This window comes from Variovorax sp. Varisp46, assembly GCF_059491885.1.
On the sequence record NZ_CP168515.1, the window covers coordinates 716,465 to 729,457 of the forward strand.

Genomic DNA, 12,993 nt, shown 5'->3' on the forward strand with positions numbered 1-12,993 from the left:
TTCCCGGGATGAAACAGCTCGCGCTCGATATCGGCATTGCGACGGGCCCCAGCTTCGAGGCCTTTTTTGCCGGCCCCAACGAGGCGGCGCTGCGGCACCTGCAAGTGTGGGTGGGCGGCGCCGGCAGCCCTGCGCTGCACTCGCCGGTGCCTACCTACTTGTGGGGCGAAGGCGGCAGCGGCAAGACCCATCTGCTCGAATCGGTGCGTGTCGCACTGCGCGAGCAGGGCGCCAGCGTGGGCTGGCTGCACGCCGGCCTGCTGGAGCCGCCCGAGTTCGACGAGCGCTGGGGCGCCGTGCTGCTCGACGACGTCCACCTCTATACCGCCGTGCAGCAGCACGCGGCCTTCAACTGGTTCGTCAACGCCCAGACCCTGCAGCGCGGCGTGGTCGCCGCCGGCGCCCTGCCGCCGGCCGACCTGCCGCTGCGCGAAGACCTGCGCACCCGCCTCGGCTGGGGCCACGTGTTCCACTTGCAGGTGCTGAGCGAAAGCGAACGCCGCGCGGTGCTGCGCCAAGCCGCCGATGCGCGCGGCGTGATGCTGTCCGACGAAGTGCTCGACTACATGCTGCACCGCTTCAGCCGCGACCTCGGCAGCCTGATGGAGCTGCTCACGCAGCTCGACGGCTATGCCCTGCAGACGCAACGCGCGATCACCATTCCGCTGATCCGCTCCATGCTCGAGAACGAATAAAGAGCGAACAAGGCTTCCAACCAACAATGATCAAGAAATTCATCGACAAGCTGCTCGGCAAGAACGCCGGCGGCGCACAGGGCAAGAGCCGCTTCGGCAAGCGCCAGGAGGTGCCGGCAGAGGTTCACAAGATCGATCCGGCCCTGGTCGACGAACGCGCGAAGAACGTGGTCACCACGTTGCAGCAGGCCGGCTACGAGGCCTACGTGGTGGGCGGCGCGGTGCGCGACCTGCTGCTGGGGCTGCGACCGAAAGACTTCGACGTGGCAACCAACGCCACGCCCGAGCAGGTCAAGTCGCTGTTTCGTCGCGCCTTCATCATCGGGCGGCGCTTTCGCATCGTGCACGTGGTGTACGGCCGTGGGCGCGAGCACGAGGTGATCGAGGTTTCGACTTTCCGCGCCTACATGGACAACGCCGCCGCCGAGCAGGTTGCAGGCAACGAGCGCACCAGCAAGGGCGAGCTCGCGAGCATGAAACACGCCGTGGACGCCAGCGGCCGGGTGCTGCGCGACAACGTCTGGGGTCCGCAGGAAGAAGACGCGGCGCGCCGCGACTTCACCGTCAACGCGATGTACTACGACCCGGCCAACCAGGTCGTGGTCGACTATCACAACGGCATCAAGGACGCCCAGAAGCTCACGCTGCGGATGATCGGCGACCCGGCCACGCGGTACCGCGAAGACCCGGTGCGCATCATTCGCGCCATCCGCTTCTCGGCCAAGCTCGCCGCGCTGGGCTTCAAGATGGAAGCCAAGACGGCGGCTCCACTGGTCGAATCGAGCAGGCTGCTGGCCGACGTGCCGCAGAGCCGCCTGTTCGACGAGATGCTCAAGCTGCTGCAGACCGGCCACGCCGTCGCGACGGTCGAGCAACTGAACAAGCTCGGCCTGGCCCGTGGCATCTACCCGCTGCTCGACGTGGTGGTCGAGCGCGCTGACCAGCCCTTCGTGAAGGCGGCCCTGCAGGACACCGACCGCCGCGTCGGCGAAGGCAAGCCCGTGGCGCCCAGCTTCCTGCTGGCCTGCGTGCTGTGGGCCGACGTGCGCGACGGCTGGGCCCAGCGCCAGGAGGGCCGGCACGGCCAGCGCGCGCAACCGCCGTTCCCGGCGTTGCAGGACGCCATCGACGACGTGTTCAACGCCCGTATCGGCGATGTCTCGGGCCGCGGCAAGCTGGCCGCCGACATGCGCGAGATCTGGATGATGCAGCCGCGCTTCGACAAGCGCACCGGCTCCACGCCCTACAGCCTGGTCGAGCAGGCGCGCTTCCGCGCCGCCTTCGACTTCATGCGCCTGCGCGCCGACGTGGGTGAAGTCGGCGAGGCGATTGCCGAGTGGTGGCAGGAGTTCAGCATCGCCGACGACGTGCGCCGGCAGGACCTGCTGGAGCAGGTGCGCGAAGAGCAGAAAGTGCGCCAGCGCGTGCGGGTGCGCGAAACCCCGCCGCCGAAGCCGCGCAGCGTGCCGGTGGCGCGCCAGGACGCCGATTCGGACGCCGAGGACGAGGTCGAAGTCGAAGCCGGCGCCGTGCCGCCCGATGGCGAGGCCGTGCCGCGCAAACGCCGGCGTCGCCGCAAGCCGCGTTCCGCGGGTGGAGGCGGCGAGAGCGCCGCAGGCGCATGAGCGCGTCCGGCAAGCCGAAGGACGGCAAGAAAAGCGGCGCCCCCACGGGCAAGCCGGCAGGGGCCAGGCCCGCGGGTGCCAAGGGCGCGCCCGCGGCTCGGCGAGCGCCCACGCGTTCCCCGGGCCGCGTGCGGGAGGACTATCCGACCGTGCAGGCTTTCGTCGCCATCGGCGCCAACCTCGGCGATGCCCAGGCGGCCGTCAAGGCGGCCATGGATGCTCTGGGCGCATTGCAGCGAACCCAGGTGACGGCCCGCTCGTCGCTCTATCGCAGCGCGCCGGTCGATGCCACGGGCCCCGATTTCATCAACGCCGTGGTGGCCTTGCGCACCGGGCTCGACGCCGAGCAGCTGCTCGTCGCCCTGCAGCGTCTCGAGACGCAGGCCGGGCGCGAGCGGGCTTTTCCCAACGCGCCGCGCACGCTCGATCTCGACCTGCTGATGCACGGCAATTCGGTGATGGACACGCCCGAGCTGACCCTGCCGCACCCCCGCATGCGTGACCGCGCCTTCGTGCTGAAGCCGCTGGCCGAGATCGCGCCCGACAAGGTGCCGCGCGCTGCGCTGGCCCGTGTGTCGGGCCAGGTGATCGAACGCATCCGGAACTGACCGGGCAACTGGCCTGGAACCCCGGCGCAGCGGTCCGGTTCCGGGCTCCCATTACACTTGCGCGGTTTTTCACGACTCCGTCACACGTTTGTGGCTGGGCGAGACCCGAGATCCCAGGAGAGCGCCATGTTCGGCAAGCTGCTGCCCCGCGAGGGGAATTTTTTTGAGATGTTCAACCAGCACGCCGAGCGCATCGTCGAGGCAGCGCGCGCGTTCGAGCAACTGGTCGCCAACTACAACGACGTGCACCTGCGCGAGCAGTACAACCGCGACGTCGACAACGCCGAGCGAGCCGCCGACCGCGTGACGCACGACGTCAACCGGCTGATCCACAAGACCTTCATCACACCCATCGACCGCGAGCAGATCCACAAGCTCATCAACACGATGGACGACGTGGCCGACCTGATCCAGGACTCCGCCGAGACCATGGCGCTGTACGACGTGCGCCACATGACCGAAGAGATCGTGCGCCTCACGGCCCTGAGCGTGAAGTGCTGCGACCGCCTGAAGGACGCCGTCAAGTTCCTCGGCAAGATCGCCGACCCGGCCGTGGCCGAGGCCACGCTGAAGACCTGCGAGGAAATCGACCGCCTCGAGTCGGACGCCGACCGCGTGATGCGCAGCGCCATGAGCAAGTTGTTCCGCGAGGAGCCCGACGTGCGCGAAGTGATCAAGCTCAAGGCGATCTACGAGCTGCTGGAAACGATCACCGACAAGTGCGAGGACGTGGCCAATGTGATCGAGGGCATCGTCCTCGAGAATTCCTGAGCGGGTAGCGACCGATGGCAACGGTTCAGGTCGCCCTCTGGGTGGTGATAGTGCTGGTCGTGCTCGCGATCCTGTTCGACTTCATGAACGGGTTCCACGATGCCGCCAATTCGATCGCGACGGTGGTGTCCACCGGGGTGCTCAAGCCGGGGCAGGCCGTGGTGTTCGCGGCCTTCTTCAACCTGATCGCGATCTTCATCTTCCACCTGAGCGTGGCGGCCACCGTGGGCAAGGGCATTGCCCAGCCGGGAGTGGTCGACGTGCACGTGGTGTTCGGCGCGCTCGTCGGCGCCATCAGCTGGAACCTCGTGACCTGGTACTACGGCATCCCGAGCAGCTCGTCGCACGCACTGATCGGCGGCATCGTGGGCGCGGTGATCTCCAAGACCGGCACCAGCGGGCTGGTCGCCGCGGGCATCTGGAAGACAGTCGCTTTCATCTTCGTTTCGCCGCTGCTCGGCTTCGTGCTGGGCTCGATGATGATGGTGCTGGTCGCCTGGGGCTTCCGGCGTGCCACGCCTTCGCGGGTGGACCGCTGGTTCCGGCGGCTGCAGCTGGTTTCGGCCGGCGCCTACAGCCTGGGCCACGGCGGCAACGATGCGCAGAAGACCATCGGCATCATCTGGATGCTGCTGATCGCTACCGGCTATGCCAACGCCGGGGACGCGAACCCGCCGACCTGGACCATCGTGAGCTGCTATACCGCGATCGCACTGGGCACCATGTTCGGCGGCTGGCGCATCGTGAAGACGATGGGCCAGAAGATCACCAAGCTCAAGCCGGTCGGCGGCTTCTGCGCCGAGACGGGCGGGGCGCTGACGCTGTTCCTGGCGACGGCGCTGGGCATCCCGGTGTCGACCACGCACACGATCACCGGCGCCATCGTCGGCGTGGGTTCCGCACAGCGCGCCAGCGCGGTGCGCTGGGGCGTGGCGGGCAACATCGTGTGGGCGTGGATCTTCACGATCCCCGCTTCGGCCTTCGTCGCCGCAATCGCCTACTGGATCAGCCTGCAGGTGTTCTGACGGCTACTGGGAGATTTTCCGGCCCTCTTCGATCTGGTGTTCGAAGTAGCGTTGGAAGCTGAACACGATGCTGGCCATCAGGATCGTGCTGCCGAAGAAAAGGGCCAGCACCACTGCACCGATGGTGAACCAGTTCGTGCGGCCAGGTTCGGCGTCGGCAGAGGCGCCGGCGTTGTAGCGGGTGTTCCATTTCTCGGGCGTCATCAGGCCATAGACGATGGCCGTCAGCGCGCAGCCTGCGATGGTGAAACCCAGCAGCGGGATCAGCGCCCAGCTCAGCCCGTCGTCCACGCCGTACATGCGCACGCGCTCTATGCCGTAGATGCCCAGTGCCGTGGGAATGGGCAGCAGCCAGCCGAGCCAGTCGCCCATGCCGCGCAGGTAGAAGCGGTGCAGACCCAGCGGGCCGCCGAGGAAAGAGAGCCAGGCGGCGGTGGTCTTGTTTTTCATTCGGGTGTCACTCGGGGCGGGTTGTGCTGCCCTCGCCAAGCACTTTCTCCATCAATACGACGTCGCGCCATTCGCCGAACTTCCAGCCGCAGTCTTTCAGCACGCCCACGTGCGTGAAACCCTGGCTGCGGTGCACGCCGACCGAGCCCGCATTGGCCGAGTCGCCGATCACCGCGATCAGCTTGCGCACGCCGGCCGCTTCGGCGGCCTGCGACAGCGCTGCGAGCAGCTTGGCGCCCAGACCCTTGCCGCGTGCTGACTCCGACATGTAGATCGAGTCTTCGGCCGAAAAACGGTAGGCCGGGCGCGGCTTGAACCAGTTGCAGTAGGCAAAACCCAACACTTCGCCATTTTCTTCAGCCACGAGGTAGGGCAGGTTCTTGCCCAGCACGTCGGCACGGCGGGCGCTCATGTCGGCAGGGGAGGGCGGCTCCGTTTCGAAGGTGCCGGTGCCGTGCAGCACGTGATGGGCGTAGATGGAGGTGATGGCTGCGATGTCTTCTTCGCGGCTGGGGCGGATGGTGAGGGGCATGCGTGTGGAAGCGGGTGGCGCAAGGCCGGAATTCGAAGAAAACGCGGGACGGGCTATAATCGCAGGCTTTTCAGCGTGTCGCTGGCCGGGTGGCCATGTCGCGTGTCTCGACGCTGGAAGAACATTGTGAGCGGGCCTTTTCTTCATCCACAAGGCCTGCTGACCACCCAAGGATAAATCATGGTCGTCATTCGACTCTCCCGCGGCGGCTCCAAAGGCCGTCCGTTCTTCAACATCGTCGTGTCGGACAAGCGCGTTCGCCGCGATGGCCGTTTCATCGAGCGCCTGGGTTTCTACAACCCGACCGCCAAGGAAAACGAAGAAAGCATCCGTATCGCCCAGGACCGCCTGGCGTACTGGAAGAGCGTCGGCGCACAAGCTTCGCCCACCGTTCTGCGCCTGATCAAGCAAGCCGCTGCCGCGGCTCCCAAGGCGGCGGCCTAAGCCGTCCCGCACGGCGATGCTGCCCGCACTCGAAACCGCCGAATTGCCGGCGGATGCGATTGAAGTAGGGCGCATCGCCGATGCATGGGGCATCAAGGGCTGGTTCAAGGTCCTGCCCCACAGCGCCCAGCCCGAGGCGCTTTTTTCTTCCAAGCGCTGGTTCCTGCAAGCTCCCGGAGCTGCTGCGAACGCCGCTTTCCGGCTCGCGATCCGCGAAGCCAAAGAACATTCCGACTGCATCGTCGCCACGTCCGACGATGTGCCAGACCGCAACGCAGCCGAGGCGCTGCGCGGTGCGCGCGTGTTCGTGCCGCGTTCGAGCTTTCCAACGGCGGGCGACGACGAGTACTACTGGGTAGACCTGATCGGCCTGTCGGTGGTCAATCGCGAAGGCGTCGTGCTTGGCGCGGTGCGCGAACTGCTCGCCACCGGTCCGCAGACCACGCTGGTGCTGGCCGCCGAAGAAGACGGCAAGGCCATCGAACGGATGGTGCCTTTCGTCTCGGTCTTCGTCGACAAGGTCGACTTGGCCGGCCGGCTCATCACGGTCGACTGGCAACCCGATTTCTGATTCGAGGCCTGCGCGCATGCGCTTCGACGTCCTCACGCTCTTCCCCGAACTGTTCGCTCCCTTCATGGCCAGCGGCGTGACGCGCCGTGCCTACGAGTCGAAGCAGGTCGAAGTCGTTCTGTGGAATCCGCGCGACTTCGCGCAGGGCAACTACAAGCGCGTGGACGACCGCCCCTTCGGCGGCGGCCCCGGCATGGTGATGATGGCCGAGCCGCTTGCGGCCTGCCTCGATGCGGCGCTGGCGGCGCGCGGCGCGGAAGCTCCCGTGGTGTTGTTCTCGCCCATCGGCGAGGCATTGCGCCATGAATCGGTCGAGCGCTGGTCGGCAAGCGAGGGGGCGGTACTGATCTGCGGGCGCTACGAAGGCATCGACCAGCGCTTCATTGACGCACGCGTCACCCATCAGGTCAGCCTTGGCGACTTCGTGCTTTCGGGCGGCGAGATCGCCGCCATGGCGCTGCTGGATGCCGTCGCGCGGTTGCAGCCCGGGGTGCTCGGCGACGAGGCCAGCCACGTGCAGGACAGCTTCAATCCGGCGCTCGACGGCCTGCTCGACTGCCCGCACTACACGCGGCCCGAGCAGTGGAACGGGCAGGGCGTGCCGGCGCCGCTGCTCTCGGGCCATCATGCCCAGATCGAGCGCTGGCGGCGCGACCAGCGACTGGCCATCACGGCTGCGCGCCGCCCCGAACTGATCGATGCGGCCCGGGCGGCGGGGCGTCTTGGCAAGGCCGATGAGGCCGCGCTGAAAAAAAAGCTATAATTCCCGGTTCCCCGATCCTCTGCCCGGCCGCGCCCGGCCTTCTTGCGGTTGTCCCGCGAAAGTCCAAGGCGCCTTTTGTGTAGCCCGGCACGATCGAACATCAGGAAATCATGAACCTCATCCAGACCCTCGAGCAGGAAGAAATCGCCCGTCTCGGCAAGACCATCCCCGACTTCATGCCCGGCGACACGGTCATCGTCAGCGTGAACGTCGTCGAAGGCACCCGCAAGCGTGTGCAGGCCTACGAAGGCGTCGTGATCGCCAAGCGCAACCGTGGCCTCAACAGCGGCTTCACCGTGCGCAAGATCTCCAGCGGCGAAGGCGTGGAGCGTACGTTCCAGACCTACAGCCCGCTGATCGCCGGCATCGAAGTCAAGCGCCGCGGCGATGTGCGCCGCGCCAAGCTGTACTACCTGCGCGACCGCAGCGGCCGTTCGGCACGTATCAAGGAAAAGCTGCCGAGCAAGTCGACGGCTGCTGCCAAGTAAGCAGTTCGCCTTCGTGCAAGAAAGCCGCCGCTCTGGCGGCTTTTTGCATTGTTGCTCCCGCTCAAAGACAACTTTCCATTTTTCCGCTCTACTTCTTCCATCCGGCTCCGGTACCTTTCATCTCTTGACCAACTCATCCGCCCCCCTGCAGGCCACCTCCGTCGAACCCGTCAATGCCGTGGTGCCGCCCGCACTGCTGCAGTTCGACCCGCGCCAGGTGCCTTTCGTGGCCGGACCCGAGGGATTGCCGGCAGTGCCGCCTGCGCAACTGACTGCGCAGGCACTGCGGACGCGTTTCGCCACGCCGCCCGCCTGGACACCCGAACTGCGCCACGAACCGCGAATGACAGATCGCATTCCCGCGCAGGCCGCGGTGCTGGTGCCGATCGTGCAGCGACCGCAGGGCGCGGCCGTGCTGCTGACAGAGCGCACCTCGAACCTGTCGACCCACTCGGGGCAGGTTGCGTTTCCCGGTGGCCGTGTCGATCCGGAGGACGCCAACATCGCGGCCGCCGCGTTGCGCGAGGCCTGGGAAGAGGTTGGCCTTTCTGCGCAATACATCGAAGTGCTCGGCAACCTGCCGACCTACACGACGGTGACCTCGTTCATCGTGACGCCCGTGGTCGCGCTGGTGCAACCCGACTTCGAGCTCACCATCAATCCTTACGAAGTGGCGGAGGCTTTCGAGGTGCCGCTCGCGTGGCTGATGGACCCCGCCAATCACCGCCACCACACCGTGCCCGCCCCCGATGGCACCCGGCGCCAGTGGTATTCGATGCCCTACCAGGACGGCGCCGACGAGCGCTTCGTCTGGGGTGCGACCGCCGGCATGCTGCGCAATCTTTACCGTTTCCTGAGCGCCTGAATCCCGCCTGAATCTCCAGGCGCCCTCGCTATCATCGAAGGATGAGCTTTTTTGCCATCCTGTGCGCGCTGCTGATCGAGCAGGTGCGGCCTCTGGGCCCGCACAACCCCGTGTATGGCGCGGTGCTGGCGTGGACACGCTGGACCAGCCGCAACTTCGACGCGGGCAAGCCGCATCACGGATGGATCGCCTGGGGGCTCGCGGTGTTCGTGCCCACGCTGGGCGCGCTGGGCGTGCACTGGCTGCTCGTGCTCACGCTGGGGTTGCCTTTCGCGGTGCTCTGGAGTATCGCGGTGCTCTACGTCACGCTGGGTTTCCGGCAGTTCAGCCACCATTTCACCGACATCCGCGATGCGCTCGACGAAGGCGACGAGCCGCTCGCGCGCTCGCTGCTCGCGCACTGGCAGGGCGTCGACGCGGCCGACCTGCCGCGCAGCGAGATCGTGCGCCACGTCATCGAGCATTCGGTGATCGCCGCGCATCGCCATGTGTTCGGCGTGCTCGCGTGGTTCTCGATCGTCGCGGCCATTGGCCTCGGACCGGCGGGCGCGGTGTTCTATCGCATGAGCGAGTTCGTCTCGCGCTACTGGGCGCACAAGAACGGCGCCGCAGTGCAGCCGTCGAGCGTCTCGGTGCAGGAGGCCGCGGATCGCGCCTGGCATGCGATCGACTGGCTGCCCGCACGCATCACGGCGCTGGGCTTCGCGGTGGTCGGCAGCTTCGAGGAAGCGATCGATTGCTGGCGCAATGACGCGCAGCGCTTTCCCAACGAGAACGACGGCGTGATCCTTGCGGCCACATCGGGTGCGGTCAACGTGCGCCTGGGCGGCGGCTCGCTGAGCCCGATCCCGGTTGCCGATCCGCTGCCCCGCGCACAGGCCGGTGAATCGCTGGCCGATGGCCGTCGCGTCGACAGCGGCAGCACGCCGGGGCGCGAGCCCGAGCCTGGCCATCTGCGCAGCGTGGTGGGCCTGGTCTGGCGCTCGGTCGTGATGTGGATGGTGCTGCTGGCCTTGCTCACATTGGCTCGCCTGCTGGGCTGAGCAAAAAAGAACCCCAATGGCAAAACCCGTTCCGGCTTTCTGGAGCCCGCGCATCGGCGCGCTCGAACCCTATGTGCCCGGCGAGCAGCCGCGCATCGCGAATCTCGTCAAGCTCAACACCAACGAGAACCCGTACCCGCCGTCGCCGCTTGCCATCGAGGCCATCCGGCGTGCGGCCGAGAACGGCCTGGAGCTGTATCCCGATCCCACCTCGCTCGCGCTGCGCGAAGCAGTGGCGCGGCGGCACGGCCTGCAAGCCGATCAGGTGTTCGCGGGCAATGGCTCGGACGAGGTGCTCGCGCACGCCTTCTTCGCATTCTTCCAGCAGGCCGAACCGCTGTTGATGCCCGATGTGAGCTACAGCTTCTACAAGGTCTATGCGCAACTCTATGGCATCGCGTGCGAGCTGCAGCCGGTCGACGACGGCCTGCGCATCGACGTCGACGCCCTCGTGGCGCGCGCCCGCAAGGGTTGTGCGGGCGTCGTGATCGCGAACCCGAATGCGCCGAGCGGCATCGGCCTGCCGCTCGCGCGCATCGAGCAACTGCTCGAAGCCTGCACCGATCGCGTGGTGCTGGTCGATGAGGCGTATGTCGATTTCGGCGGCGAGAGTGCGCTGCCGCTGATTGGCAAGTACCCGAACCTGCTGGTGGTGCAGACCCTTTCCAAGTCCCGCTCGCTGGCCGGCCTGCGGGTCGGCTTCGCCTGCGGCCAGGCGCACCTGATCGACGCGCTGGTGCGCGTGAAGGACAGCTTCAACTCGTACCCGCTCGACCGCCTGGCCTCGGCCGGTGCCGTGGCCGCGCTGGAAGACGAAGACTGGTTTCGCAGCAGCCGCGACAAGGTCGTTGACACCCGCGAGGGCCTCGCCCTCCAGCTCGAAGACCTGGGCTTCGAGGTGCTGCCGTCGCAGGCCAATTTCATCTTCGTACGCCATCCGCAGCGCGATGCGGCCGAGCTGGCGGCGCTGCTGCGCGAGCGTGCGGTGCTGGTGCGGCATTTCAGGCTGCCGCGCATCGCACAGTACCTGCGCATCAGCATCGGCACACGCGAGCAATGCAGCCTGCTTGTGCAGCGCCTGCAGGACATTCTTGACCTGACTCCCTGAAGGAACCCTGGCGATGCCGACCCACGACACCGACCCGCGCGCGGCGGCCTGCGCAGGCTTCTGGCAGGCAGTGAGCGATCAACTCGAGAGCCTTCGCGCCCTGCCTGCCCGCGAACTGATGGAGGGGCTCAACGAACTGCTGGAGCCTTTCTTTCCTCGGCTGTCGGCCGAGGTGGCGGGCGAACCGCCCGCGTTCAAGCTCGTGCTGACGGCGCACGGTTCGGTGGACGACTTCGAGGACCTGATGGCGCTGGTGCAAAGCAGCCCCAGGCTGCCGCAGGTGGAGGTGGAAGCTTTCCGCCAGCGTTCGAGCGACGGTTTCGGCATGCGCATGAACGACTTCGAACTGGCGAGCTCCGAAGTCCTCGTGAAGCATGAACCCTATCGGGGCCGGGTGGCGCTGGAGATCGGCTTCGCCAAGCCCATTCCGATGGACATGCAGGACCACGCGCGCCACATGAGCCTCATCATGCTCGACCACATCCTGGGCGAGTACGACTTTGCGGTGAAGGTCGGGGCGGTCGACCACGTCGAGGTCGATGCGCAGGCGGATTTCGATGGCGTGCCGCTCGACGATTTCGTGCCACTGTTCGACACCTGCTGGCGCGACGAACTCGGCCACACCGGTGTGTTTCCTCCGGGCGAGCACGCGTGGTCGGGCGTGAGCGCGACGCGCGAGGCCGAAGACGGCCGCGAGGTCGAGGTGATCGTCATGCGCAACGATGCGGCCACCGCACTGGTGGGGCGCGCCGACCTGTGCCACCGCCTGTCGGTCGCCACGCCGATCGAATCGGGCGAGGAGCTGGAAGAAGCGCGCACCTATGAAGACCGGCTGACAGCGCGGCTGCAGACGCACGAAGCGGGCTGCTGCACGCACGTCGTGCTGGAGGAGGGCGTTCGCACCGTGCACTTCCAGGTGGCCGATCCCGAGACGGCGATCTCGCATGCGCAATCGTTGCAGGATGACATGGACCTGCCGGCGACGCTGGACCTTGCCTTCGATCCGGCCTGGAAGTCATACCGGATCTGGGTCGGCTGAGGCAGCCGTTGGTCAGTACCGCTTCTGGCTCAGCTCGGCGAACAGCTCGCCGTAGATCCTGTAGCGGCTCGCGCTGATGGCGCCCGGCCCGTTCGCCGTCTCCACGTTCGCGATCACGCCGCAGCCCGGTTCGTGCAGGTGCGTGCAGTTGTAGAACTTGCAGTCGTTCGCATGCTCGGCGATGTCGGGCATGAGCCCCGCGAGCTGCATCGGCGCGATGTGGTTCAGGCCGAATTCCTGGAAGCCCGGCGAGTCGATCAGACCGGTGGTGCGGGCCTCGTCGATCCAGTACCAGGTGGTGCTTGTGGTCGTGTGCTTGCCCGAGTTCAGCGCCTGCGAAATCTCCTGCGTCAACACCGTAGCGCCCGGCACCAGCAAGTTGGTCAAGGTGCTTTTGCCCGATCCGGACGGACCGAGCACGAGGGTGGATTTGCCGGCCAGGAGTTTCATCAGCGACGCGTAGTCCGCCTCTCCCGATGCCTTGAGCGACAGCGGCAGCACGCCGTGGTGCATGCGGCGGTAGGGCGCCAGCTTGTTCCACGCGCGCTCGAAGGGCTCGACCAGGTCGCTCTTGTTGAGCGCGATGATCGGCGCGATGCGCTCGGCCTGCGCCGCGATCAGCGCGCGCGCCAGTTGATGTTCGGAGAATTCCGGCTCGGCCGCTATCAGGATCAGCACGTGGTCGAGGTTGGCCGCGAACGACTTGGTGCGGATCTCGTCCTGCCGGTAGAACAGGTTGCGCCGCGGCAGCACCTGCTCGATGGTGCCTTCGTCCTCGCTGGCCTGCCAATGCACACGGTCGCCGACCACGGCTTGGCTCTTCTTGCCGCGCGGATGGCAGATCAGCCGTTCGCCCGTGGGTGTTTCGACCAGGCAGTGGCGTCCATGGCTGGCAACGACAAGGCCCTCGTGGAGTGCCTTCGCAGCGGTTGCCGTGGGCGCGGCGCGGCCGGGCTTAGCCAAGGG

General features: G+C 66.8%; 16 protein-coding genes. 13 read left to right on the forward strand and 3 right to left on the reverse strand.

Annotation, left to right across the window (positions count from 1 at the left end):
- Nucleotides 1–8: 8 nt before the first annotated feature.
- The 5 genes from hda (at nt 9) to ACEN9N_RS03290 (ending at nt 4,724) form a co-directional block, all read left to right on the forward strand.
- The gene (gene hda, locus ACEN9N_RS03270; RefSeq protein WP_495655347.1) at nt 9–695 is read left to right on the forward strand and encodes a DnaA regulatory inactivator Hda; all 687 of its coding nucleotides are present in this window, start codon (nt 9–11) and stop codon (nt 693–695) included.
- 26 nt (nt 696–721) lie between these two features.
- Complete coding sequence (pcnB, locus tag ACEN9N_RS03275; RefSeq protein WP_413313482.1) at nt 722–2,320, forward strand: polynucleotide adenylyltransferase PcnB; 1,599 nt, start codon at nt 722–724, stop codon at nt 2,318–2,320.
- Nucleotides 2,317–2,928 carry a 2-amino-4-hydroxy-6-hydroxymethyldihydropteridine diphosphokinase gene (gene folK, locus ACEN9N_RS03280; protein WP_007831320.1) on the forward strand — a complete coding sequence of 204 codons (612 nt, stop codon included), beginning with the start codon at nt 2,317–2,319 and terminating at the stop codon, nt 2,926–2,928. The genes pcnB and folK overlap by 4 nt, the downstream gene beginning before the upstream one ends.
- A 126-nt stretch (nt 2,929–3,054) precedes the next feature.
- The gene (locus ACEN9N_RS03285) at nt 3,055–3,699 is read left to right on the forward strand and encodes a DUF47 domain-containing protein (RefSeq protein ID WP_007831315.1); all 645 of its coding nucleotides are present in this window, start codon (nt 3,055–3,057) and stop codon (nt 3,697–3,699) included.
- Between the two features lie 14 nt (nt 3,700–3,713).
- The gene (locus ACEN9N_RS03290) at nt 3,714–4,724 is read left to right on the forward strand and encodes an inorganic phosphate transporter (protein WP_007831314.1); all 1,011 of its coding nucleotides are present in this window, start codon (nt 3,714–3,716) and stop codon (nt 4,722–4,724) included.
- Nucleotides 4,725–4,727: 3 nt separating this feature from the next.
- Here the strand turns inward: ACEN9N_RS03290 and ACEN9N_RS03295 are convergent, their stop codons facing one another.
- A complete protein-coding gene (locus ACEN9N_RS03295) occupies nt 4,728–5,174 on the reverse strand; it encodes a TM2 domain-containing protein (RefSeq protein ID WP_007831313.1) in 447 nt (148 codons plus the stop codon).
- Nucleotides 5,175–5,181: 7 nt separating this feature from the next.
- Nucleotides 5,182–5,706 carry a GNAT family N-acetyltransferase gene (locus ACEN9N_RS03300; protein ID WP_007831312.1) on the reverse strand — a complete coding sequence of 175 codons (525 nt, stop codon included), beginning with the start codon at nt 5,704–5,706 and terminating at the stop codon, nt 5,182–5,184.
- 180 nt (nt 5,707–5,886) lie between these two features.
- Between ACEN9N_RS03300 and rpsP the strand changes: the two genes are divergently transcribed.
- The 8 genes from rpsP to ACEN9N_RS03340 all read left to right on the forward strand — a co-directional run bounded on the left by rpsP (nt 5,887) and on the right by ACEN9N_RS03340 (nt 12,027).
- The gene (gene rpsP, locus ACEN9N_RS03305; RefSeq protein ID WP_007831311.1) at nt 5,887–6,150 is read left to right on the forward strand and encodes a 30S ribosomal protein S16; all 264 of its coding nucleotides are present in this window, start codon (nt 5,887–5,889) and stop codon (nt 6,148–6,150) included.
- Nucleotides 6,151–6,166: 16 nt separating this feature from the next.
- Nucleotides 6,167–6,721 carry a ribosome maturation factor RimM gene (gene rimM, locus ACEN9N_RS03310; protein ID WP_413313478.1) on the forward strand — a complete coding sequence of 185 codons (555 nt, stop codon included), beginning with the start codon at nt 6,167–6,169 and terminating at the stop codon, nt 6,719–6,721.
- 16 nt (nt 6,722–6,737) lie between these two features.
- Complete coding sequence (gene trmD / locus ACEN9N_RS03315) at nt 6,738–7,484, forward strand: tRNA (guanosine(37)-N1)-methyltransferase TrmD (RefSeq protein WP_413313476.1); 747 nt, start codon at nt 6,738–6,740, stop codon at nt 7,482–7,484.
- Nucleotides 7,485–7,594: 110 nt separating this feature from the next.
- Nucleotides 7,595–7,972 carry a 50S ribosomal protein L19 gene (gene rplS, locus ACEN9N_RS03320; protein ID WP_007831302.1) on the forward strand — a complete coding sequence of 126 codons (378 nt, stop codon included), beginning with the start codon at nt 7,595–7,597 and terminating at the stop codon, nt 7,970–7,972.
- A gap of 124 nt (nt 7,973–8,096) precedes the next feature.
- Nucleotides 8,097–8,837, forward strand: coding sequence for a CoA pyrophosphatase (locus ACEN9N_RS03325; RefSeq protein WP_007831299.1), 741 nt, complete (start codon nt 8,097–8,099; stop codon nt 8,835–8,837).
- A 41-nt stretch (nt 8,838–8,878) separates the two neighbouring features.
- Nucleotides 8,879–9,880 (forward strand): CobD/CbiB family protein, encoded by a 1,002-nt coding sequence (locus tag ACEN9N_RS03330; protein WP_495655348.1) that lies wholly within the window; start codon nt 8,879–8,881, stop codon nt 9,878–9,880.
- A gap of 16 nt (nt 9,881–9,896) precedes the next feature.
- Entirely contained in the window at nt 9,897–10,988 is a 1,092-nt protein-coding gene (gene hisC / locus ACEN9N_RS03335) for a histidinol-phosphate transaminase (protein ID WP_413313473.1), read from the forward strand.
- A gap of 13 nt (nt 10,989–11,001) precedes the next feature.
- The gene (locus tag ACEN9N_RS03340; protein ID WP_413313471.1) at nt 11,002–12,027 is read left to right on the forward strand and encodes a hypothetical protein; all 1,026 of its coding nucleotides are present in this window, start codon (nt 11,002–11,004) and stop codon (nt 12,025–12,027) included.
- Nucleotides 12,028–12,039: 12 nt separating this feature from the next.
- Here ACEN9N_RS03340 and rsgA read toward each other — a convergent pair whose 3' ends face one another.
- Entirely contained in the window at nt 12,040–12,990 is a 951-nt protein-coding gene (gene rsgA, locus ACEN9N_RS03345; protein WP_413313469.1) for a ribosome small subunit-dependent GTPase A, read from the reverse strand.
- Nucleotides 12,991–12,993 lie beyond the last annotated feature (3 nt).